We start from the raw sequence: 23,253 nt of genomic DNA on the forward strand, positions 1-23,253 counted from the left end.
CGAAATGGAACATTATATTAGTCTACTTGTTAAATCGATCTTCATCGAAAACATGGCGTTATCATTCTTCTTGGGAATGTGTACTTTCTTAGCCGTGTCTAAGAAAGTGAAAACGTCGTTTGGTCTTGGTGTTGCGGTTGTTGTGGTATTGACCATTGCTGTGCCAGTGAACAACCTTGTTTATACCTACGTGTTGAAAGAGAACGCTTTAGTTGCAGGTGTTGACCTTAGCTTTTTGAACTTCATTACGTTTATCGGTGTAATCGCAGCGCTCGTTCAAATCCTAGAAATGATCCTCGATCGATTCTTCCCACCGTTGTATAACGCTCTGGGTATTTTCCTACCATTGATCACAGTTAACTGTGCGATTTTTGGTGGTGTATCGTTCATGGTTCAACGTGATTATAACTTTGCCGAGTCTGTGGTTTATGGCTTTGGTTCAGGTATTGGTTGGATGCTAGCTATCGTTGCGTTAGCGGGTATTCGTGAGAAAATGAAGTATTCAGACGTACCTCCGGGTTTGCGTGGTCTTGGTATCACGTTTATTACGGTTGGTCTGATGGCTCTTGGCTTCATGTCGTTCTCTGGTGTTCAACTGTAGGTCGGGTAAACGACACAAATTTTAAGGAATAGTCAATGCAAGTTATTATCCTTGGTGTAGTGATGTTTACCTTGATCGTATTGGCTTTGGTATTAGTAATCTTATTTGCTAAATCAAAGTTGGTACCAACAGGTGACGTAACTATCTCCGTTAACGGTGATCCAGAGAAGAGCTTCACAACTTCTCCAGGTGACAAATTACTCGGCGCGATGGCGGGTAAAGGCATCTTTGTTTCCTCTGCTTGTGGTGGCGGTGGCTCATGTGGTCAGTGTCGCGTAAAAGTAAAATCAGGCGGTGGCGATATTCTGCCAACTGAGCTTGACCACATTTCTAAAGGCGAAGCCCGTGAAGGTGAGCGTTTAGCATGTCAAGTTGCCGTGAAAACGGATATGGACATTGAGCTTCCAGAAGAAATCTTTGGTGTTAAAAAGTGGGAATGTACCGTTATCTCAAACGATAACGAAGCAACCTTCATCAAAGAATTGGCGCTGGCAATCCCTGAAGGGGAAGAAGTACCATTCCGTGCTGGTGGTTATATTCAGATTGAAGCTGAACCTCACCACATTAAATATGCGGATTATGATATTCCTGAGGAATATCGTGAAGATTGGGACAAGTTTAACTTATTCCGTTACGAGTCTATCGTAAAAGAGCATTCGATTCGTGCTTACTCAATGGCTTCATACCCAGAAGAGAAAGGCATCATCAAGCTTAACGTACGTATCGCGACTCCACCGCCAAATAACCCAGACGTAGCACCTGGTGTGATGTCGTCTTATATTTGGTCACTTAAAGCTGGTGATAAATGTACAATTTCAGGTCCATTTGGTGAGTTCTTCGCTAAAGAAACGGACAATGAAATGGTCTTCATCGGTGGTGGTGCAGGTATGGCGCCAATGCGTTCACATATATTTGACCAACTGTTACGTCTTCAGTCGAAGCGTAAGATGTCTTACTGGTATGGTGCACGTTCTAAGCGTGAAATGTTCTACGTAGATGATTTTGACGGCCTAGCGGCAGAGAATGAAAACTTCGTATGGCATTGTGCTCTGTCTGATCCAATGCCAGAAGATAACTGGGATGGTTACACCGGCTTTATCCATAACGTATTGTATGAAAACTACCTGAAGGACCATGAAGCGCCTGAAGATTGTGAGTACTATATGTGTGGTCCACCAATGATGAACGCTGCTGTTATCGGCATGCTGAAAGATCTTGGTGTTGAAGATGAAAACATCCTACTTGATGACTTCGGTGGTTAAGTTTAGGTAATGTATGATCATGGCTGGCTCATGTGAGTCAGCCATTTTATTTTTAGAATGTAAGAATATTCGTGGTTATCCGTTCTTATAAAAGACTGATAAGCAGAATGTTTTTAAATTCGGTAGGTGAGTAAAAGTATGTTTCATCTAGCTAAACGCTTGAGAATGATTATCGTAAGCCTTATGGCTTTAATAGTTTTGTCCGCTTGTGGCGGCAGTCGTGAACAAATTCATTTGAGTGGCCCTACAATGGGAACGCTCTATAATGTGAAGTACATAGTGAAAGAGAACACGCCGAAGCCGGAAAATATCCAGGCAGAGATCAATGACCTGCTAGAGGAAGTCAACGATCAAATGTCGACTTACCGACAAGATTCAGAGCTGAGCCGGTTTAACCGTTATTACGGGACAGAACCTTTTCCTGTCTCTAAGCAGACAGCGATTGTGGTGAATGAAGCCATTCGACTCAATGAGCTAACATTAGGTGCTTTAGACGTCACGGTAGGGCCGTTAGTTAACTTATGGGGCTTTGGCCCAGAGGCAAGGCCGGAAATTGTACCGACAGATGAAGAGCTTGCTCAGCGTAAAGCACAAACGGGTATCGCTCATCTATCGGCCACGGATGAAACGCTGCGCAAAGACCTAAGAAGTCTGTATGTTGATCTTTCAACAATAGCCAAAGGTTGGGGTGTTGATGTGGTCGCTGAGTACCTCGAGAGCGTTGGCATTGATGACTATATGGTTGAAGTTGGTGGTGAAATGCGTTTGAAAGGCGTGAATCGTGAAAGCGTGAAATGGCGTATCGCGATTGAAAAACCGTCAACTGACGAACGTAATATCCAAGAAATCATTGAGCCAGGTGACATGGCTATTGCGACGTCTGGTGATTATCGCAATTATTTTGAGAAAGACGGTGTGCGTTATTCTCACATTATCGATCCTGCAACGGGTAAGCCTATTCATAATAAAGTAGTGTCAGTGACTATTTTAGATAAGTCATCAATGACAGCGGATGGCCTTGCGACAGGATTAATGGTGCTAGGTGAAGACAAAGCACTAAAAATTGCGGACGAAAACCAGATCCCTGCTTTCATTGTGGTGAAGACCGACGATGGATATAAAGAAATTGCATCAGAGGCCTTTAAGCCTTACCTTAATCAGTAAGAGGTGGACAAAATGAGTACGTTTTTAGTTACATTTGGTGTGTTTCTTGCGGTTATTGCTGCAATGTCTGTTGGCTACATTTTTCAAAAGAAAGTCGTGAAAGGTAGTTGTGGTGGTTTAGGTGCTGTAGGCATTGATAAAGTTTGTAATTGCCCAGAGCCTTGTGATGCACGTAAAAAGCGCGAAGCAAAAGCGAAAGTTCGAGCTGAAAAGCTGGCCGCTTGGGAAAAAGATCGCATCGCCTAAAAAGATGAATTCAATCACATTAAAAAGCCAGGGCCTCGCTCTGGCTTTTTTGCGTGTTAGCGGTGTAAAAATTGCGTATACTTAAGCTGTATGTATAACCAGTATGGTGCGTTTGTGTCTGATCCGATCCGTAAGTTTATTCATGTTGATATGGACTGTTTTTTCGCCGCGGTAGAGATGAGGGACAACCCTTACTATCAAGGTAAACCACTAGCTGTCGGCGGGAACGAGCGGCAAAGAGGGGTGATCAGCACCTGTAACTATGAGGCGAGAAAATTTGGTATCCGTTCAGCGATGCCCTCTGCGCAAGCCGTTAAGTTATGTCCTCATTTACTTCTTGTTCCGGGGAGAATGGAGGTCTACAAGCAAGCTTCGCAGCATATTCGTACCATTTTTTCGCGTTACACTTCTCTGATAGAGCCGTTATCTCTGGATGAAGCATACTTAGATGTCACGGATTGTCAGTTGCACCAAAACTCTGCCACGTTGATAGCACAAAGTATTAGACATGATATTGAACAAGAACTGAATTTAACCGCATCGGCTGGCGTGGCACCGCTTAAGTTTTTAGCCAAAATTGCGTCCGATCTCAATAAGCCTAATGGGCAATTTGTCATATCACCCGACGAGGTCCAGGGAATTATTGATGGTTTAGACTTAGGCAAAATTCCTGGTGTAGGAAAAGTGAGTCTAGATAAATTAAATCGGGCGGGCCTGTATACTTGTTTAGATGTGAGAAACAGTGACTACCGAGAGTTGATCGTGCGCTTTGGCCGCTTGGGAGCATCGCTATGGAAGAAAAGTCATGGTATTGATGAGCGGGAAGTGGTGGTGGAAAGGGAGCGCAAGTCTATAGGGGTAGAGCGCACCTTCAGCCAAAACATTACTAGCTTTGAGCAATGTTGGCAGGTCATAGAGGAGAAACTCTACCCGGAACTTGAAGCAAGACTTAATCGAGCAAAGCCCGCGAGAAATGTGATTAAGCAAGGTGTTAAAGTGAAGTTTGCAGACTTTAAGCAAACAACGATCGAGCACGTTCACAATCAGCTCGATTTACCTTATTTCAAGGCGCTATTGGGGGAAATTTTGGAACGACAGCAAGGACGAGAAATAAGATTATTGGGATTGAGCGTTATCTTAGAGCCCCTAGAAAGTGCGCGTCAATTGTCCATGTTTGAGGAATGAAATGAATAAATCCGCCATTGTCCAACAGGTCATTGTTGAGTTGGAACAAAAAATAACTACGCTTCTGTCTGCAATGGAGCAAACAGTGGATGCTGCCACCAATGAGGAAACCATACCTGACAATAAATATGACACACTTGCACTCGAAGCGGCATATCTTGCTCATGGGCAAGCAATGCGCTTAGAAGCAATAAAAAAAGATATTGCGACGCTAAGGCATTTGGTTATTCGTACATTCGATCACGACACTCCAGTTGGTTTATCCGCTATGGTTGAGTTGGAAGACGACCAAGAAGTCCTAAGTCGTTATCTACTGTTACCTTGCGGTGGTGGCGTTTCAATAGTTGCCGAAGGGGTAAGAGTTGTGACTCCAGAGTCGCCATTAGGACGCGCGTTAGTTGGAAGACTGTTAGATGATGAGATAGCCTTACAAGTTGGAGAGCGTGTGACCCATCATGCTATTGTGAATATTGTTTGAGCGTGTGAAGTGATTAGGAATGGGAAGGAATTGGCAATGAAGAGTAAATTGAAGCACTTGTTGTTTGGGGTGGGCTTGTCGTTACTATCGACAGCGTCTTTGGCTTATGAGCAGTGTAAGCTTGATATCAAGAATGAAGTGCACCTTGACGGCAAACAAGTCGAAATCGTCAAGGCTGAAGGCTCGAAGGTACTGATTGACGACAATAATGAGTTGTTTATCAATGGTGAGAAAGTGGCGCTCGATAGGCTTCAACAAGAAGCACTAGCAAGCTATCGGGAAAATATGAACAAGTATGTTCCTCAAGCTAAAGCGCTGGCTGAGAACGGGTTAGCGCTAACGAATGACCTTATTGATGATGTTTCTGCAAGCTTCGATAATTCGGAAGCTTTTGATAGCGTCAAGACCGCGTTGTCCGAGTTTTTTAAAGATATCGAATCTCGCTACCACCAAGACGGCAGCTTTGTTTTGAAGTCTGAGGCGTTTAGTTCGTTTACTAACAATTGGCAGCAGGATTATGAGAAAGCGAAAGAAGTGTTCAACAAAGAGTTTTTTAGTAGCGCGTTCACTGCGTTGCAAGAGAAAATGCAGCAAGAAGGTGGGTTAAACCTGACTGCACTTTCAGAGCAAATGGATGAGCTTAAAACACGACTCGCTGAGACAATGAACAACCAATCCGAAGTGATCAAGGAACAAGCTGAAGATTACTGCGACTCTCTTAACGATGTGGCGACGGAAGAGCAAGAGCTACAGAAAAAAATTCCTCAGTTGAAAGACTATCAAGTCTTCACTATTTAACGGTCTATAAAGCAGATTCGTGTTCTACATCCAAGCTGGCAGCGCTCGCTTGGATGGCTTTTCATTGGGAGGTTCTCGCCACCACGTTCAGATTATGTTAGCTACGTTATTTGGATTTAATTACCTAGAATAGAAGATGTACAAATTAGTTTACCAACCTAATAGTTTATTACACTGCTTAATATTGCTTTACTAGACCAATTGAATTATCGTACCAGCCAACTAGTACGCAATGACTAATCAATAGTGAATAATACAACATCTTCGTCGGTAACGTCTTCGATTGCCGCAACACCCCGTGAGCATTTTGGTTCAAAACTCGGTTTCATTCTTGCGGCAGCAGGGGCTGCTGTTGGTCTAGGCAACATTTGGGGATTTCCAACGCAAGTTGCCAGTAATGGCGGAGGTGCGTTCCTTCTCGTTTATCTTGTGATGATTCTTGTCGTGGCTTTTCCAATGCTCGTTGTTGAAATGGCGATAGGACGTCACGGCCAAGCAAACCCTGTAGACAGCATGCGCTCGCTTTCTTCTAATCCTATTGCCAAAAAGCTAGGGGCATGTGTAGGCTGGGTTGGTCTTGCGGTTCCTTGTGCTGTATTAGCGTTTTACTCCATTGTAGGCGGCTGGTTAATCTGCTTTTTGATTGGCGCGGTCTTAGAAATTGTTGGTTACGCCTCACTTGCTGATTGGTTTAAAGGGTTCAGTGTTGGACGTAATGTTTTTGGCACGATTGCATTTTACTTGCTGACTATCTTAATTGTACAAGGCGGTGTGAAACAGGGCATTGAAAAATGGTCCACTCGACTTATGCCATCCTTGTTTATTTTATTTGCTCTATTGTTTGTCTACATCATGATGCAACAAGGTGCGATGGAAGGGCTTAAACACTATTTGGTTCCGAATTTTGAAAAAGTTTGGGATAGAAAGTTGATTCTGGCTGCAATGGGGCAGGGCTTCTTTTCTTTGACTATTGGTGGTTGTTCCATGCTGATTTACGGCTCTTACCTTTCTAAGAAAGAAGATCTGCCAAAAATGGCAATGAATGTGACCTTAGTGGATACATCAGTGGCTTTTATTGCTGGATTAGTCGTGATGCCTGCGATGTTTGTTGCTATGCAAAAAGGGGTACAAATATACGCGGAAGATGGCTCACTTATCAGCTCTGATACCTTGGTGTTTACAGTATTACCGTTAATGTTTGAGTCCTTAGGGTTATTGGGCTTGGTATTCTCTGTCGTTTTCTTTTTACTGCTGACTATCGCAGCTTTAACATCGTCCATCTCTATGCTTGAATGTCCGGTTGCCTTGGTAGATGAGCGATTAAACACGGGTAGGAAGAAAACCAGCTGGGTGCTGGGAGCATTGATCGCTGCGTTCAGTATTTTTATTGTATTCAATTTCGGCGAATTATTTGGTTTAGTGGCGATGATCGCAACACAGTACCTACAGCCCATTGCTGCGCTAATGTTCTGTATTTTTGGTGGTTGGGTGTGGAGCCGGGCGAGTAAAGTGAAAGAGCTAGAACAAGGGTGCCCTGATTTTCAGCTTGGCTGGTTTGGTAAAGTATGGCCACTTTACGTGAAGTTTGTCTGTCCGGTATTGGTCGCGACGGTAATATGGGCCTCATTCGGCTAAGAAAATTTAAGTACGTGAAACGGATTGATTAAATAACGCCGACGATTATCGTCGGCGTTATTCTTATCTACGTTGTCATCTAAGATAGCTACATGGTTATCTAAAGTGTCCAAACGGTTATCTAAACTGTCCGATCTCTGCGAGATAATCAAAACCCGCTTGTGATAACTTATCTATTAATGCTTGCTTATCCAAATCATGAGTCGCGCACAGTTCGTCAAGACTGCCGTTAAAGTCATCACGCAGCTTCATATTGATAATACTCATCAACATGACAGTATCCATGGTAGCAAAGTTCGCTAGATTCATTGGGTACCTTCTAATCGTCGAAATCAGAGATCAGTAAGTTAGCAGCAGCAAAGGCGGCTTTTTCTCTTACTTCTTCCGGCAGTGAATCGTCTGCTGCAATATCATTTAACGCTCGCACCGCGCACGACACTGCTTTTGGTATATAAGCTTGATCACCACTGCCTATTTGCGCATAAAGCTCTCTTACTCTCTCACAGCAACCATATACTTGCATGTTTAATTCTCTTCTAAATGATAATTCATCTCAATATACACAGGCTACTGAGAAAAAACAAAATTCCAGATTGACCTAAAACAAAAAAGCCGACGTTTTAAAAACGTCGGCTTAAAAGCTAATCAGCTTATCTTATAATAGGTAAGGATTAAGCCTTTTCAGGAATGGCTTCTAGCAGTGCGACCATTTGTTCCCAGAATAGAGCAACCGTGTCAATTTTCACTTTCTCATCAGGAGAGTGAGGGAATTTAATAGTTGGACCAAACGAGACCATGTCCATATTCGGATATGGTTCTTTGAATAGACCACACTCAAGCCCAGCGTGAATGACCATGATGTTCGGTTTGTGTCCGTAGATACCTTCGTACATGTCACGGAATATCGCCATAATGGCTGAATCCGGATCAGGCTTCCAACCAGGGTAGGCGCCAGAGAATTCGATATTTGCACCGGCCAGTTCAGCAACAGACGTCAACATGCCCTCTACTTGAGAGCGACCAGAGTCAATTAACGAACGAATGAGGCACAGTACCGTCACCGTGTTTTGCTCTGTGGTGATAACACCAACGTTTAGTGATGTTTCTACAACACCTTCAATGTCATCACTCATGCGAATCACGCCGTTAGGGCAAGCGTTAAGCGCAGCAATAAAGCGAGCTTGTGATTGCGCTTCAAATACTTCGCTAATTTCAGTCGCTTCGTTAAACGTCACTAAACCCGTTTCAATAGCAGCAAGCTCTTGCTGTAGTTGAGTGGTGTACTGAGCAAATAGCGATTCAAGTTTCGCGACATTTTCTTCTGGTACTGCTAGGGAAACAAAGCCTTCTCGTGGGATCGCATTACGCAGGCTACCGCCGCGGAATTCGATCAAGCGAGCATCGAGTTCTTTTGCGTGACCTGCAAGAAAACGCGCAAGTAGTTTATTGGCGTTACCACGGCCAGTATGAATGTCACAACCGGAGTGACCACCTTTTAGACCTTTTAAGATAAGCTGGCGAGCAACATAACCGGTAGGCGCCGCTTCGCGAGTGATGTCAAATTGAATTGAACCGTCGATACCACCTGCGCAGCCCATGTAGACTTCACCTTCTTGCTCAGAGTCGGTATTAAGGAGAATATCACCTTCTAACCAACCGGCTTCAAGACCAAATGCGCCCGTCATACCCGCTTCTTCGTCGATGGTTAGCAAGACTTCAAGTGGACCGTGTTTAATTTCGTTTGATGCTAGCACTGCAAGGCACGCCGCCATGCCCATACCATTATCAGCACCAAGTGTCGTGCCTTTGGCTGTCACCCATTCGCCATCGATGTATGGCTGAATTGGATCTTGAGTAAAGTCGTGATCCGTATCTTCATTTTTTTGAGGAACCATATCGATGTGAGCTTGAAGCACAACACCTTTTTTGTGTTCCATGCCTGCCGTAGCGGGCTTTTTAATGAACACGTTACCGGTTTTATCGCGCTTAACATCAAGGTTTTGCTCTTGAGCCCACTGGATGATGGTTTGCGCAAGCGCTTCTTCATGCTTTGATGGGTGAGGAATAGAACAAATTTTATCGAAAAACTGCCAAACCGGGCTTGGTGACAACTTGCTGATCTCAGAGTGGAATTCAGACACAGATCTCTCCTTTGTAGCGACTTTGCTAGATAGTTATTCCTAAGAAAGCACAAATATCATTGTGATTCTCTGGTTTTCTAGCGAATTAAAGATGGGCAAAGGATACCATTAGTTGTAAACAGGGAGTAGTCATAGATAAGTAGTTTGATGTTGATGTAAAGAAAGTGTGCAGTCTCGAGGGTTAATAACCCATTTTGCTTCCTTTTGATATCTAGCGATCTAATTTATGTAATAAACTTTCAGAATAGTGCGTTTGTATACAGATCTATCAATTAAATGTGATTTAAATCACGATATGCATTGTAATTAATCATCAGTATGGTATTCTTTTGGTCAGTTGATTAAGTTCAATACACCCGTTCAAGGATTGAACCCGAGTTATCGCCTCCAAGGAACCGAGATTCAACATTTAAATTAAGTTGTATTGTTTAAGGTGATATTTATGAAAGGTTTAGCAAGCGCGATGTTTTGGACAAGTAAAAATGTATACACACAAGACTTCGCCTACAGCGTCTACTTCGGTAGATAATAAAGTTTATACCCCTATATTTTAGAAATTATTGCTGGTTACCCCAATTGATGACCAAAATTTTTCTACCGCCACTCTATGAGTGGCGTTTTTTTTGCCTGTAATCTCGCCCCTAGCTTTCTTTTGTCTTCTATAATACCAGTCGTTGTATGAAAAATGTGCAGTTGGTGCGAGTGTCATTTGGTTTGTTCACGATGATTTTATTGCTAACTGTCTCAATTTGTTACTATTGCATAGTTAATTGATTTCATATTAATGATCATTTATCTGCAATAGAGTGAAAATTCTAGGTGGAATTTGCGAATTGAACCCCTTATAATTCGCGCCAATCGTTTACGCAACCGTTTACTTTTTACTCTTTAGGGATTCGAACATGCTCGAAAGGCTATTTAAACTCAGTGAAAATGGCACGAATGTGCGCACTGAGATCATTGCTGGACTTACTACCTTCCTGACAATGGCTTACATTATCTTTGTAAACCCGGCTATCTTAGCGGATGCAGGAATGGATCGTGACGCTGTTTTTGTAGCAACCTGTTTGGCAGCGGCAATTGGCTGTTTCATCATGGGTTTTGTTGCAAACTATCCTATTGCACAAGCACCTGGTATGGGCTTGAATGCATTTTTTACTTATGCGGTTGTCCTTGGAATGGGCCATACGTGGCAAGTGGCACTTGCGGCAGTATTCTGCTCGGGCGTTTTGTTCATTCTATTGAGTGTATTTAAGATTCGTGAATGGATCATCAATTCTATTCCAATGTCGCTGCGTACTGGTATTTCAGCGGGTATTGGCTTATTCCTAGCGCTGATTGCCTTGAAAAACTCTGGCATTGTCGTCGATAACCCAGCAACACTGGTTTCAATGGGGGCGATCACGTCACTGCCTGCTGTTTTAGCGGCCTTTGGTTTCTTCCTAACGATTGCTCTTGTACATCGCGGCCTAAAAGGCGCTGTGATGATCGCTATCCTTTCGGTAACGGCGTTAGGTATCATTTTTGGTGATGTTCAATGGCATGGCATTATGTCTACGCCACCAAGCATTGCACCTACGTTCTTACAGCTTGATTTCTCACATATGTTTGAGATTGGCATGATTTCCGTGGTCTTTGCGTTCTTGTTTGTTGACCTATTTGACACGGCTGGCACATTGGTTGGCGTCGCTCAAAAAGCTGACCTTATTGGAAAAGACGGAAAAATTCCGCGTCTAAATAAAGCACTACTTGCTGACTCTACTGCTACGTCGGTTGGTGCTCTGCTTGGTACATCAAACACCACATCATTTGTAGAAAGTACTGCAGGTGTTGCTGTTGGTGGTCGAACAGGATTAACTGCCGTTGTTGTTGGCATTTTGTTTATACTTGCATTATTCTTCTCGCCTTTAGCTGGTATGATTCCCGCTTACGCGACGGCTGGCGCGCTATTCTATGTTGCAATTCTGATGATGTCAGGGTTAGTAAGCATCGATTGGCGTGACCTTACAGAAGCCGCACCGGTTGTGGTGACTTGCTTGGTGATGCCTTTTACCTTCTCTATTGCAGAAGGTATCTCTTTGGGCTTTATTTCTTACGCTGCAATTAAATTGTTCAGCGGCAAAGGCCGCGACGTTTCAGTTAGTGTTTGGGTGATGGCGGCAATTTTCATCATTAAGTATGTCCTTGAAGCTGCATAATTGGCTCATTCGATCTTATATAATTTAGGTTTTTACTATGTCTAACAAATTCATCATCACATGGGACAATATGCACGCATATTGCCGTCAACTTGCTGAGCTTCAAATGCCGGCAGAACAGTGGAAAGGCATCATCGGTGTAAGCCGTGGTGGTTTGGTTCCTGCTGCGATTCTAGCTCGTGAACTGGGTATTCGTTTTGTTGATACGGTATGTATTTCTAGCTACGATCACGATCATCAACGTGATATGACAGTACTGAAAGCACCTGAACACGATGGTGAAGGTTTCTTGATCATCGACGATCTCGTCGACAGTGGCGATACCGCTCGTAAAATTCGTGAAATGTACCCAAAAGCGAAGTTGATTACCGTTTGTGCAAAGCCTGCTGGTATTGATCTTGTTGACGAGTATATTGTTGATATTCCTCAAGACACGTGGATTGAGCAGCCTTGGGATATGGTTCTATCTTATGTAGAGCCTGTGAATCGCAAGCAAAAATAACGATTTCAATCGTATATTGAGAGAGCCCACATGAAAATGTGGGCTTTTTTTGTACCTCAAGTTTTTGTAGCCAGAGTTTTTATAGCTAAAGTTTTAAAGCTAACGTTTTTATAGCTAGAGTTTGCGGCGAGTTATGTGCAGTTTGTAGCTTGTCGATGTAAAAGAACTGAACCCAAACGGTTTTTTGATTACTATAGGACGTGAACGATATTAGTAAGGTCATCGTATGTCTGAAGAAGTCAGTAAAAATATCTCCGAAACCTTGTTTGAAAAGAATAAGCAGGCGAAAGAGACCTCTCGCCTTATGAGGTATATGCCAAGTAGTGAGAAAATTCTTGAGGAGAAGCGAGAGCTGATGCCAAGGGCTTGGTATCGAAACTTGCTACGGTTGCAGTGGGTTTGGCAAGGTATTGATCCTATTGAACAAGAGAGAATTCTTGCTCGTATTGCTTCTTCTGATCACTCTCGTACGGTGGATGAGTGGCTAGACACGGTGATGGGATACCATAGTGGAAACTGGAACTATGAGTGGACTAAATTGGGCATGCAGCACCAAAAACAGGCGAATGATCTCGATGGTGACGCGTCAGCTGAGCAGCTTTTTACCGCGTCATTGTGTTTTAGTATTGCTGGTTATCCACACTTAAAAAATGACAACTTGGCGCTTCAAGCGCAGGTGCTTGCCAACACGGCTTATAATGAAGCCGCCAAACGAACAAGTCATATTATCAAGCAACTTGAAATCCCGTATAAGAATAAGCGCATCGTCGCCAATCTTCATTTACCGAGTACTGATAAGCCTCAGCCTGTGGTAATCGTGAGTGCAGGATTAGACTCATTACAAACGGATATGTGGCGCTTGTACCGTGATTATCTCGCGCCTGCGGGTATTGCTATGTTGACGGTTGATATGCCCTCTATTGGTCACAGCGCTCGTTGGCCACTGAGTGAAGACAGCTCCTGTTTGCATCAAGCGGTACTCAATGAATTGCCAAATATTCCTTGGGTCGATCATTTTAAGGTTGGTTTGCTTGGGTTCCGATTTGGCGGTAACGCAATGGTACGGTTATCGTTTTTAGAGCCCTACAAAATTAAGGGCTGCGTTTCTCTCGGCGCCCCAATACATGACGTGTTAACCAAACCCGAAAAAATCAGGCAGATGCCAAAGATGTATTTGGATATGCTGGCATCGCGTTTAGGCAAAGATATCGTCGATATAAACAGTCTATCGGGTCAGCTCATGGCTTGGTCATTAAAAGTACAAGGTTTTTTGACGTCTCGCCGCACGCGAGTGCCTATTCTCGCGATGAGCTTAGAAGGCGATATGGTCTCGCCAATCTCTGACAATCGTCTTGTCGCGATGTTTAGTGACTATGGTAAAGCGAAGCAGATCCCAGCAAAAGGGATCGCCAAAGGGTATGAGCAATCGCTAGAAATGGCGATAAAGTGGTTAGAAGATGAACTTTTCAGGTGACATTTGTGTGTATTTAGTTAAATATGAAATGACTGTGTAACCAAGCCTCTGATAAAAGTATAAATAAATCATCAGTTGTAGAGTTATGTGGTCTAAATCGTATTTTTACATTGAAACGGAGTTTCATGATGTCAGAAGAGGCAAAAAAACCCACACATTACCGTTTGGTAGCGGCACTAAAAGCCATTGGTCCCTACTTGAGAGAGCCATTGTGTAAAGAAGGAGCCTACCATTTTGACTGCTTGTCGGTTTGTGTGGATGATAGCAAATCTCCCGAAGACCGCGAGTTTTGGGGCTGGTGGTTAGATTTATCGATAGATGATGCAAAATTAGAAGCTACGTACCAGATTGGCCGTTATAACCAAGTGGGTGAATGGGTACTTGAATCTGCCCCAAAAGCAGCAACGGCAGAGATTACTCGGACTCAAGAAGTCTTTCATGAAAAGTTGACGAAAGTACTAAGTGAAAAGTTCAAGCTTTGCGTTGAGATTCATGACGATTCGGTTGAGTTTGTGTAAGTAGAGCTAATATTGCAACTAGGTAGCCTTAGAGACCATCTGAGGCTATTTTTATCATTTATCGACACCTGTTTCCCTGCCTAACCAGTTTTTACTTGTACAATTGATGTTTGATTGCTAAAACATCACTCCTATTAAATTTTCATATCAAGCTCAAAGAAATGGCAACTGAAATCAATTCTGGAACGACCAATAAACAAACCGTTGTGGTGAAGTTGGGAACAAGTGTTCTTACGGGTGGCTCGCTCGCGTTAAATAAAGCGCATATGGTGGAGTTAGTTAGACAATGCGCTGAGTTAAAAAAGCTTGGTCATTCTGTCGTGATTGTTTCGTCTGGCGCGATCGCGGCTGGTCGTGAACATCTTGATTACCCCGCACTTCCCAATTCAATGGCGAGTAAGCAACTGCTTGCTGCGGTTGGTCAAAGCCAATTGATCCAAGTATGGGAGTCCTTATTTGCAATCTATGGCCTAAAAATAGGGCAGATGCTCCTAACTCGTGCCGATCTTGATGATCGTGAGCGTTTTCTTAACGCACGCGATACGATTAATGCCCTGGTTGATCACGACATTATCCCTATTGTGAATGAAAATGATGCGGTAGCGACGACAGAAATCAAAGTCGGCGATAACGACAATTTATCTGCTTTGGTCGGTATTCTCTGCGGTGCGGATAAATTGCTGCTGCTGACTGACCAGCGTGGCTTATTTACCGCAGACCCTCGTAAAGATCCAAACGCCGAGTTGATACGAGAAGTCACGACGATTGATGAAACGCTGCGAAAAATCGCTGGTGGTAGTGGCACAACGTTGGGTACAGGCGGCATGGCTACAAAATTACAGGCGGCTGATATTGCTCGACGTGCTGGTATAGAAGTTATCATCGCTGCAGGCAGTGCAGAGAATGTCATTTTTGACGCTTTATCAGAGCAGCCGCAAGGGACACGTTTCTTGCCACTTGCTGAAGCGCTAGAAAACCGCAAACGTTGGATTTTAGCCGGCCCAGCTGCAACGGGTGATATTATCATTGATAAAGGCGCAGTGAATGCGGTAATTGGCAAGGGAAGCAGTCTATTGGCGAAAGGTGTCGTTAGCGTTTCTGGTCATTTTAGCCGCGGTGACGTGGTTCGCGTGACCACCTTAGATGGTGCTCTTATTGCTAGAGGTATTTGCGGTTATTCTGATAGTGACTTGGCTAAGATCTCGGGTAAACACAGCAATGAAATATCTGCAGTACTTGGTTATGACTATGGTTCAGAAGTGATTCACCGTGACGACATGGTTGTCATTCAAGATTAAGAATTCAAAAGGATAAATTATGGACATGATCCAAATGGGTCGCGATGCAAAACAAGCAAGTTTTGCACTGGCTACAGCATCGACGGCACAGAAAAATCAGGCATTGCATATTATCGCTGATGAACTTGAGGCGAACTTGCCTGCTATCTTGGCTGCGAATGCCATCGATATCAATCTAGGAAGAGAAGCTGGACTGACGGAAGCGTTACTTGATCGCTTATTGCTCAATGAGCAGCGATTAAAAGGCATTGCCGATGACGTTCGTAACGTTATCACTCTCAATGACCCTGTTGGCAGTGAGATGGACAGTAAAGTCTTAGAAAATGGCATGAGCTTATCTCGTCGTCGCGTGCCTCTTGGTGTTGTGGGGGTTATCTACGAAGCGCGCCCTAATGTGACTATTGATATCGCTGCATTGTGTTTGAAAACGGGCAACGCGAGTATTTTACGTGGCGGCAAAGAAACCTTTCACTCCAATATGGAACTAGTGAAAGTGATTCAATCAGCGTTGGCAAAAGCTGGGCTGCCTGCTGCGTCCGTTCAATATATTGAAAAACCTGATCGTGAGCTAGTCTCACAGCTGCTAAAGCTCGATGATTATGTCGATATGATCATCCCTCGCGGCGGGGCGGGGTTACACAAAATGTGTAAAGAGAACAGTAATATTCCAGTGATCATTGGTGGCTTTGGTATCAGTCATATTTTTGTTGATGAATCGGCTGATCTAACGCGCTCGATGGATGTGGTAGAGAATGCGAAAGTACAGCGTCCTTCAGCGTGCAACTCACTTGATACCCTGTTGGTACATGAAAAAGTAGCGTCAGAGTTTTTAGCGGCGTTCTCACAGCGCATTCAGGGTAAAGTGGAACTCGTTGCTGAACCTAAGGCGCTTGCCATTCTGGATGGTGCTGATGATTTACGAGCGGCGCAAGAAGGTGACTTTGATACTGAGTGGCTCAGCTATACGCTTGGTGTGAAGGTGGTTGCTGATGTTGATGAAGCGATTGACCATATGCGAATTCATAATGCTAGCCATTCAGATGCCATCATGACCAATAGCTTGGCGAGCGCAGAGAAGTTTATTAACTCGGTGGGCTCGGCGGCAGTGTATGTGAATGCATCGACACGCTTTACCGATGGTGCGCAATTTGGTTTAGGGGCGGAAGTTGCTGTGTCGACACAGAAACTTCATGCTCGTGGCCCTATGGGCTTAGAAGAATTGACCAGTTATAAATGGGTCGGAAAAGCCGATTACCTTGCAAGGCCGTAACGAGTCTTCACGTAATACAAAGAAAAGGCGCAGAATACTGCGCCTTTTTTAATGCTTTGAATTGATAACAGATAAGCTTAACGCTTCGCCTTAGCCAAAAAACGGTCCAAATTATTGGCAAATTCCCGTCTTTCTGTTTGGCCTAACGGAGCGGGTCCTCCGGTTTGAATACCACTAGAGCGCATGGTATCCATGAAATCACGAATGTTAAGCCGTGCCTTAATGGTTTCTTTGGTGTAGAGCTCACCACGAGGGCTTAGCGCTAAAGCATTCTTGGTGATCACTTCATCTGCTAATGGGATGTCGGACGTAATGACCAAATCACCCGCTTCAACGCGTTTAACGATTTCATTGTCGGCAATATCAAAACCTGCGGGTACCGTGATTGAATGAATGTTGTCGCGTTTTGGCACGGGCACGGTGTGGTTGGCGACAAACGTGCAGGTAAGTCCGGTTCTTTCTGCGGCGCGGCAAAGTGTTTCACGAATCACTTTTGGACATGCATCGGCGTCTACCCAAATCTTAACCATCTGTATTTTCCAGTTTTTCTAGTCTTGTTATTAGCAATTGCACCTGAGCTTCTAAGGCCGTAATTCGTGCTTCTTGGGAAAGTGAACTGTTGTCTGCAGCAACTTCTATTTTAGGAACGTGCTGATTCGCTTTCCATGATTTAATGACAGTGATGAGAGCCGGCATTGGAACTTTTGTCGATAGTCTGCCTTTGACCAAAGCGACGGTTGGCTCCTTTCCTTCCTCGTGCAAACTTGTGAGGACCGCATGAATCTCAGTAGAAACATCTTTGGTTAACATCATTTTTATCCATTAAATAGGTCATCTTTGAATAGTACATTTGAATAGCGTGAGGGTACAGCTTAACAAGTTGTGAAGCTCACCACGGATGCTGGTCTGTGTTGAGGGATTGAGAACGGGTAAAGTGGAAATAGCGCGTGAGAGATCTCTCACGTGAGCTGTAAGATAAAGAGAAAAATACCTGGTTTTTATCTGTGTTGTTTTTGTTAACTTGTTGATTTTTATTATTTGTCTTGTTTCTCTCTTTTCTTTTTTTAAATAGTTTTGTCGCCAGTATATTGTCTCAAGGCTGAAATCGGGTAAATTAGAACTTGTCGGAAGGATGCTGACACGGAACAGGAAAGACACAGGAAGGTCATCTTCAGGAAGAAGATTTAGTGACTCAGGTAAGAGTGACTAGCACGGAAGTAAGGACAAACGCTGGATGCGTAAAAATCGTCAGGAAGATGATTTAAAAGGACAAGGACACACTCAGGAGAGTGCAAGGACCAACATCAGGATGATGTTCAAGGACACCGCTCAAGGAACAAGTGAAGCGAGCTGACTGGGATGGTTAGCGTCATTGGATGATATGGACACCGCTAGGACGGCGATGCAAGGATATAGCTGAAGGATTCAGCCACTATTACGGATGATGCATGGAGCACCTATAGTAGCCGGACTGCTGCGAGTAAGACTATAGCCCCAATACGCGAGTGTTGGGGCTTTTCTTTTTCCCATACCCACCAATGCCTTTCCTCTTCTCCTTATTTTGTTCTACGCCTGAATGAACGTAAAGGAATGCCTCATGACAATCGCAACACTTAGGACACTTTTAGTCCCTTATACTAAGCATTTGGAATCGGATTTTTTGATGCTGAATGTTTGCGCCAAAAATCGTCAGTATATGAATGGCCCTCATTCACTGCAAACCGCTCGTCAACTTTTTCAAACGTTATTAGAAGAGCCAAAAATATTCGCAATGGCGGTGTTAGATATTCGAACCCGTGATTATTTAGGCCACGTGTTTGTTGATAACGTGAAAGAGCAAGCTGAATTGGTTTTTTTGTTTGATAAACAGTATTGGAATCAAGGAATCGCCACAGAAGTATTGCAGCGTTTTCTGCCGACAGCGAGCCACGAACTGGGCGTGCAGTCATTGACGGCCAACGTTGATGTTGACCATCACTCTTCTATTCGATTATTAGAAAAACTTGGCTTTCAATCTTGTGGCCAAGCTGTCAATGAGCACGGTCCATATTTAATGTTTACCATGACTGCCAGTTAAGTCAAAGATGACGCCATTGCCTTTACATGCGGTACGGCGGAATATGAAAATTCAGAACATAAAACCCTTTCATCACCAGCTTTCCTTGATAGTAGTCGTCACCTAGTGCGGAAAACTCAAATTCATAAATGGTGTGCCAGCCAAACCGACCATTGGCATCTTTAATCTTATGTGTACCGAACGAAACACTGAGCAGTTGTAAATCGAGTTCTTTACAGCGACGACTTACCGCCGACTTCGCTATTTCTGATTGACGCCTTTGCTGCCAAAAGAAAAAGCAAAATAGGCTCAGCGCCAAAATCATTAGAAGGTTATCAATCACAGCCTATCCTTAGTGCGTACGCCCTTGCGTTGCGGCTTGTTGCAAGCCTACGAGAGCAGTAGTGAGTTCTTGTGAAGGGGTTGAATGCAACAAAGGTAATAGCACCATTCTTAAGCTTGGCATCATCACTAAATCGGCAAATAATTGGTTAAACAGCGCTTGATTACCTGTCTGTGCTAAGCGAATGAGGTATTGGTCGGCGATCGTTGTTGTCGTGAGAGGAAGCCAAGCTCTACCTGCAATAGCAATGAGGATCTCTTGGTGACTAAGGCGAGCGCTATTTAGGATGCCTGTCACTAAGGTTTCGAGCTGTTGTGGCTTGCCACCTGCTAATGCACGAACGTAAGCGGACAGCAAAAACAGATCAGCGTCGCTTGATTGGCATTCATCTTGTGCGAGTTCAAATATGACATCAGATAGTTTGTCAGGCAACGCTACATGTTCAAGGGCACCGAGTAGTGCGTATTTAGGTTCGCTAGCAATATGACGTAAGCTGGCACGAACGATTCGACCATTATCGTCATTCGTTAATCGTGCTGCGAGATCAGTAATCCCCTGTAAACCAACACCCTGCCAATTGTTCCAGCCTAGCTTTCCTTGGAAATATTCTTGAGCGTGTGTGTAGTATTGGCTAGCAGGTAAAGTAAGCTCAGCTCTTAATAGGCTATGGAAAATGGCGAGCTTGTCGTCTTTTGGTCGGAAGGTAAACGGGTTGTTTGCTAGCTTTTGCTGCTGTTCGTCAGTCATTTCCTGGCTTAAACGAGATCCCATTGCCTCTAGGACAAATTGGATAAACTGTCCAATATCACCTTGGTTTAATAACCCGCGCTCGTCTAAGTTGAACGTTAAAAACCAGATCCAAGGCTGCTTCTCTTCATTCCAGTATGCTACCGCAAATTGTGCTTTACGTTGAATGGGAAACGGATAAGGTTGGCTGCCTTTTTCAACATTGGCAAATTGCTGGTTATCAATTTTCTGAACACGTCGTGATAGATCGTAGATGTGGTATTGGCAACCACTGTTCACCAGCATGTTTGTCAAAGTATGAAGGGTATCCATGGCGTTGTTCCTAGTACGGTTTGGGTATAGAGCAATAGATGGTATTCTATCGCGAATTTTCAAGGTCATGGTTGCTTTTCATTGGATTAAATCAGCCTGACAACTCAGATATTGAACATGAAGCAACATATTGAAGAATTAAAATGGGCGATGCAGCAACATGGCCTATGGCAGAAGCAATCTCCTGCCGAAGAAAAATTTTTAAGCACGCAGCCGTTTGCGATAGATACATTAGCGCCAGAAGAGTGGTTACAATGGGTGTTTGTTTCTCGAATTGAAGCCATGCTTGCCGCCGGACAAGCGCTACCGGCTAATTTCGACATAACACCGTATTTTGAGCAGTCTTGGCAAACTTTGCCACAGTATAATGATGTTATCTGTATTCTAAAAAAAATTGATGGAGCGTCCAAGTCGTGACTACCTCGAACAGTACCAGTCACTCTTCTGATTGTGATTTAGAAAACTCGTCAGAAACCGTGAAAGAATCAACGACCACTTTAGCACCGGTTGCCCCGCTAGAGATTGTTTTCCGCGACGAGTATTTGATTGCGGTGAACAAACCTGCAGGTATGCTTGTTCACCGCTCATGGTTAGATAAAGGTGAAACACGATTTGTCATGCAGACGCTTCGCGACCAGATTGGTCAACACGTTTTCCCATTGCACCGCTTAGATAGACCCACGTCTGGCGTGTTGTTGTTTGCACTATCTAGTGATATAGCCGCAAAAGCGATGCCTATGTTTGCTGAGCACAAAATGGAAAAGACCTATCATGCGATTGTTCGAGGGTGGATAGAAGAGGGCGATCGCCTAGATTACGCACTCAAGTTGGAATTGGACAAAATTGCTGACAAGTTTGCGAGCCAAGAAAAAGAGGCGCAACCGGCGGTGACAGTTTACGAACCGTTAGCCAAAGTCGAAGTACCTTACTCGACAGGACGATTCCCAACGAGTCGTTATGGCTTAGTCGAGATGAAACCCGAAACGGGACGTAAGCATCAGCTAAGAAGGCATATGCACCATCTTAGCCATCCTATTATTGGCGATACAACACATGGCGATGGTAAACATAATCGATTGTTCCGTGACCAGTTTGCTGCTCGTCGGCTGATGCTTCATGCATCGTCATTAAAGTTCACACACCCGATCCTTGATAGTGAGGTTGTTATCAATGCTCGTTTTGATGATGTCTGGATTCGCCTGTTTAATGAATTTGCTTGGCAAGAATGTGAAGCGATTCAGGATTACATGAAGTAATCAAGCAGAGAAGCTTAAATAGTAGATTTCTTAATGGGTTGAATTTCGATAGACTGTCCTAGCAACCTACTATAGCTAACCTATAGTCCCTGCAATCTATATAAATGGCCACTTCAACCCTAGGAGGTGTTATGCATTGTCCCTTTTGCTCAGAAAATGATACAAAAGTCATCGACTCAAGATTGGTAGCTGATGGTCATCAGGTTCGCCGTAGACGACAGTGCTTGGCGTGCAGCGAACGGTTTACCACCTTTGAAACAGCTGAACTAGTGATGCCGAAAGTCATTAAATCAAATGGCAATCGTGAACCATTTAACAAAGATAAAATGGTGGGTGGTATTCAGCGAGCATTAGAAAAGCGCCCAGTGAGCGCAGATGCTATCGAGCTAGCTATTAGCCATATTGAATCCCAACTTCGCGCCACAGGTGAGCGTGAAGTACCGAGTGACATGATAGGTAACTTAGTCATGACTCAGCTTAAAGAGCTCGACAAAGTGGCCTATATCCGATTTGCATCGGTTTATCGCAGCTTTGAAGATATTCGAGAGTTCGGTGAAGAAATCGCTCGACTAGAAGATTAATCGATACAAAAAGGAACACCTTGTATGAAGCAGTCCAACGCAAATGATGCTGGATTTAGTGCTATCGATCATCAGATGATGAGTCGTGCGATAGCATTGGCGTACAAAGGACGTTTTACAACCGCTCCAAATCCTAATGTTGGGTGTGTGCTGACGCTCAATGGGCAGATTGTTGGCGAAGGCTATCACCAAAAAGCAGGCGAGCCCCATGCAGAAGTGCATGCTCTTAGAATGGCTGGTAAGCAATCTTTGGGCGCCACGGCTTATGTGACTCTTGAGCCATGCTCGCATTATGGAAGAACGCCTCCGTGCGCGGAAGGGCTTATTAAAGCTGGTGTCGCGAAAGTGATTTGCGCAATGTCGGATCCCAACCCGCAGGTAGCGGGGCGTGGATTTAGCATGTTGCGTGAAGCCGGAATTGAGGTTCAAGTTGGCTTGTTAGAGGCGGATGCACGAGCATTAAATCCGGGTTTCTTGAAGAAAATGGAAACGGGGTTGCCGTTTGTTCAGCTTAAAATGGCGGCAAGCCTTGATGGACAAACCGCACTAGAAAATGGCCAGAGCCAGTGGATTACGGGACCTTGTGCGAGGCGAGATGTTCAGGCCTATCGAGCGCAAGCTGGTGCAATGCTCTCGACCAGTAAAACCGTGATAGAGGATAACGCATCACTGAATGTACGTTGGCACGAACTGCCAAGTCAGGTGACAAATACGATAACCGCGGTGCAGCTGCGCCAACCTGTTCGAGTTATTTTAGATAGGAAACATCAGTTAACCCCTGACTTAGCGCTTTATCAAAGTGATGGGGCAGTGCTTCGTATCGCCCAATCGGATGGTGATATCAATGTATCGTCGGATGAGAAGGGGCAGCTTTGTCTTGAAGAGACATTGACCAGGTTAGCATCAGAGCAGCAAATTAATCACGTATGGGTCGAAGCGGGCGCAACCTTAGCTGGTGCGTTAATTGAACAACAATTGGTTGATGAGCTGATCGTGTATTTAGCGCCTAAACTGATGGGTGCGGATGGTCGCGGTTTGATTGGCGCTTTAGGTTTACAGTCGATGCAAGATACGATTGATTTAGTGATTAAGGACGTGCGAATGGTGGGTCAAGATATTCGTATCGTAGCCGCTCCACAGTCGCGACTTCGTCAATAATAACGCAATAGACCGCGATATTAGTCTGAC

General features: G+C 44.2%; 26 protein-coding genes. 19 read left to right on the forward strand and 7 right to left on the reverse strand.

The annotated features are described in order from the left end of the window. Positions 1 to 4: 4 nt before the first annotated feature. From nqrE to L4D05_RS02385, 8 genes are all read left to right on the forward strand, one after another. Positions 5 to 601: an NADH:ubiquinone reductase (Na(+)-transporting) subunit E gene (nqrE, locus tag L4D05_RS02350; RefSeq protein ID WP_265675809.1), complete on the forward strand. Its 597-nt coding sequence runs from the start codon at positions 5 to 7 to the stop codon at positions 599 to 601. A 35-nt stretch (positions 602 to 636) separates the two neighbouring features. Continuing rightward, on the forward strand, positions 637 to 1,863 hold the full coding sequence (gene nqrF, locus L4D05_RS02355; RefSeq protein WP_265675808.1) for an NADH:ubiquinone reductase (Na(+)-transporting) subunit F: 1,227 nt from the start codon (positions 637 to 639) through the stop codon (positions 1,861 to 1,863). A gap of 165 nt (positions 1,864 to 2,028) precedes the next feature. Further along, complete coding sequence (locus L4D05_RS02360; RefSeq protein ID WP_390902940.1) at positions 2,029 to 3,027, forward strand: FAD:protein FMN transferase; 999 nt, start codon at positions 2,029 to 2,031, stop codon at positions 3,025 to 3,027. Between the two features lie 12 nt (positions 3,028 to 3,039). Continuing rightward, positions 3,040 to 3,273 (forward strand): (Na+)-NQR maturation NqrM, encoded by a 234-nt coding sequence (nqrM, locus tag L4D05_RS02365; RefSeq protein ID WP_265675807.1) that lies wholly within the window; start codon positions 3,040 to 3,042, stop codon positions 3,271 to 3,273. A gap of 114 nt (positions 3,274 to 3,387) precedes the next feature. Further along, positions 3,388 to 4,458 (forward strand): DNA polymerase IV, encoded by a 1,071-nt coding sequence (dinB, locus tag L4D05_RS02370; protein ID WP_428792918.1) that lies wholly within the window; start codon positions 3,388 to 3,390, stop codon positions 4,456 to 4,458. A 1-nt stretch (position 4,459) separates the two neighbouring features. Further along, positions 4,460 to 4,936, forward strand: coding sequence for a transcription elongation factor (locus L4D05_RS02375; RefSeq protein ID WP_428792919.1), 477 nt, complete (start codon positions 4,460 to 4,462; stop codon positions 4,934 to 4,936). A 48-nt stretch (positions 4,937 to 4,984) separates the two neighbouring features. Then, positions 4,985 to 5,734 (forward strand): YggN family protein, encoded by a 750-nt coding sequence (locus L4D05_RS02380; protein WP_428793117.1) that lies wholly within the window; start codon positions 4,985 to 4,987, stop codon positions 5,732 to 5,734. A 282-nt stretch (positions 5,735 to 6,016) separates the two neighbouring features. Beyond that, positions 6,017 to 7,369 carry a sodium-dependent transporter gene (locus L4D05_RS02385; protein ID WP_428793118.1) on the forward strand — a complete coding sequence of 451 codons (1,353 nt, stop codon included), beginning with the start codon at positions 6,017 to 6,019 and terminating at the stop codon, positions 7,367 to 7,369. 117 nt (positions 7,370 to 7,486) lie between these two features. Here L4D05_RS02385 and L4D05_RS02390 read toward each other — a convergent pair whose 3' ends face one another. The 3 genes from L4D05_RS02390 to L4D05_RS02400 all read right to left on the reverse strand — a co-directional run bounded on the left by L4D05_RS02390 (position 7,487) and on the right by L4D05_RS02400 (position 9,510). Continuing rightward, positions 7,487 to 7,678, reverse strand: coding sequence for a DUF4250 domain-containing protein (locus L4D05_RS02390; RefSeq protein ID WP_428792920.1), 192 nt, complete (start codon positions 7,676 to 7,678; stop codon positions 7,487 to 7,489). A gap of 10 nt (positions 7,679 to 7,688) precedes the next feature. Beyond that, positions 7,689 to 7,892: a YaeP family protein gene (locus L4D05_RS02395; RefSeq protein ID WP_428750589.1), complete on the reverse strand. Its 204-nt coding sequence runs from the start codon at positions 7,890 to 7,892 to the stop codon at positions 7,689 to 7,691. 148 nt (positions 7,893 to 8,040) lie between these two features. Further along, positions 8,041 to 9,510: an aminoacyl-histidine dipeptidase gene (locus L4D05_RS02400; protein WP_428792921.1), complete on the reverse strand. Its 1,470-nt coding sequence runs from the start codon at positions 9,508 to 9,510 to the stop codon at positions 8,041 to 8,043. 902 nt (positions 9,511 to 10,412) lie between these two features. Here L4D05_RS02400 and L4D05_RS02405 point away from each other — a divergent pair. The 6 genes from L4D05_RS02405 to L4D05_RS02430 all read left to right on the forward strand — a co-directional run bounded on the left by L4D05_RS02405 (position 10,413) and on the right by L4D05_RS02430 (position 16,770). Further along, a complete protein-coding gene (locus L4D05_RS02405) occupies positions 10,413 to 11,708 on the forward strand; it encodes an NCS2 family permease (protein ID WP_428750591.1) in 1,296 nt (431 codons plus the stop codon). Between the two features lie 37 nt (positions 11,709 to 11,745). After that, a complete protein-coding gene (gene gpt, locus L4D05_RS02410; protein ID WP_428750592.1) occupies positions 11,746 to 12,210 on the forward strand; it encodes a xanthine phosphoribosyltransferase in 465 nt (154 codons plus the stop codon). 226 nt (positions 12,211 to 12,436) lie between these two features. Further along, positions 12,437 to 13,684 (forward strand): esterase FrsA, encoded by a 1,248-nt coding sequence (gene frsA / locus L4D05_RS02415; RefSeq protein WP_428792922.1) that lies wholly within the window; start codon positions 12,437 to 12,439, stop codon positions 13,682 to 13,684. A 128-nt stretch (positions 13,685 to 13,812) separates the two neighbouring features. Further along, a complete protein-coding gene (crl, locus tag L4D05_RS02420) occupies positions 13,813 to 14,202 on the forward strand; it encodes a sigma factor-binding protein Crl (RefSeq protein ID WP_428750678.1) in 390 nt (129 codons plus the stop codon). Between the two features lie 161 nt (positions 14,203 to 14,363). After that, entirely contained in the window at positions 14,364 to 15,500 is a 1,137-nt protein-coding gene (proB, locus tag L4D05_RS02425) for a glutamate 5-kinase (protein ID WP_428750594.1), read from the forward strand. 19 nt (positions 15,501 to 15,519) lie between these two features. Next, complete coding sequence (locus L4D05_RS02430; protein ID WP_428792923.1) at positions 15,520 to 16,770, forward strand: glutamate-5-semialdehyde dehydrogenase; 1,251 nt, start codon at positions 15,520 to 15,522, stop codon at positions 16,768 to 16,770. 77 nt (positions 16,771 to 16,847) lie between these two features. Here L4D05_RS02430 and L4D05_RS02435 read toward each other — a convergent pair whose 3' ends face one another. Continuing rightward, positions 16,848 to 17,300 carry a YaiI/YqxD family protein gene (locus L4D05_RS02435; protein ID WP_428750596.1) on the reverse strand — a complete coding sequence of 151 codons (453 nt, stop codon included), beginning with the start codon at positions 17,298 to 17,300 and terminating at the stop codon, positions 16,848 to 16,850. Further along, on the reverse strand, positions 17,293 to 17,580 hold the full coding sequence (locus tag L4D05_RS02440) for a hypothetical protein (protein WP_428750679.1): 288 nt from the start codon (positions 17,578 to 17,580) through the stop codon (positions 17,293 to 17,295). Before L4D05_RS02440 ends, L4D05_RS02435 begins: the two co-directional genes overlap by 8 nt. A gap of 787 nt (positions 17,581 to 18,367) precedes the next feature. Between L4D05_RS02440 and L4D05_RS02445 the strand changes: the two genes are divergently transcribed. Continuing rightward, entirely contained in the window at positions 18,368 to 18,847 is a 480-nt protein-coding gene (locus L4D05_RS02445) for a GNAT family N-acetyltransferase (RefSeq protein ID WP_428750597.1), read from the forward strand. 22 nt (positions 18,848 to 18,869) lie between these two features. Here L4D05_RS02445 and L4D05_RS02450 read toward each other — a convergent pair whose 3' ends face one another. Next, entirely contained in the window at positions 18,870 to 19,169 is a 300-nt protein-coding gene (locus tag L4D05_RS02450) for a DUF3301 domain-containing protein (RefSeq protein WP_428792924.1), read from the reverse strand. 9 nt (positions 19,170 to 19,178) lie between these two features. Next, positions 19,179 to 20,228 carry a DUF3549 family protein gene (locus L4D05_RS02455; protein WP_428792925.1) on the reverse strand — a complete coding sequence of 350 codons (1,050 nt, stop codon included), beginning with the start codon at positions 20,226 to 20,228 and terminating at the stop codon, positions 19,179 to 19,181. 117 nt (positions 20,229 to 20,345) lie between these two features. Here L4D05_RS02455 and L4D05_RS02460 point away from each other — a divergent pair, with 117 nt between their 5' ends. The 4 genes from L4D05_RS02460 (at position 20,346) to ribD (ending at position 23,223) form a co-directional block, all read left to right on the forward strand. Next, a complete protein-coding gene (locus L4D05_RS02460) occupies positions 20,346 to 20,645 on the forward strand; it encodes a YqcC family protein (RefSeq protein WP_428792926.1) in 300 nt (99 codons plus the stop codon). Positions 20,646 to 20,704: 59 nt separating this feature from the next. Continuing rightward, positions 20,705 to 21,484: a tRNA pseudouridine(65) synthase TruC gene (gene truC / locus L4D05_RS02465; protein WP_428793119.1), complete on the forward strand. Its 780-nt coding sequence runs from the start codon at positions 20,705 to 20,707 to the stop codon at positions 21,482 to 21,484. Positions 21,485 to 21,615: 131 nt separating this feature from the next. Next, positions 21,616 to 22,065 (forward strand): transcriptional regulator NrdR, encoded by a 450-nt coding sequence (gene nrdR / locus L4D05_RS02470; protein WP_250615512.1) that lies wholly within the window; start codon positions 21,616 to 21,618, stop codon positions 22,063 to 22,065. Positions 22,066 to 22,089: 24 nt separating this feature from the next. After that, entirely contained in the window at positions 22,090 to 23,223 is a 1,134-nt protein-coding gene (gene ribD / locus L4D05_RS02475) for a bifunctional diaminohydroxyphosphoribosylaminopyrimidine deaminase/5-amino-6-(5-phosphoribosylamino)uracil reductase RibD (RefSeq protein WP_428750601.1), read from the forward strand. Positions 23,224 to 23,253 lie beyond the last annotated feature (30 nt).

Source organism: Vibrio nomapromontoriensis (genome assembly GCF_050337205.1).
In the GTDB taxonomy this organism is placed as follows: domain Bacteria; phylum Pseudomonadota; class Gammaproteobacteria; order Enterobacterales; family Vibrionaceae; genus Vibrio; species Vibrio nomapromontoriensis.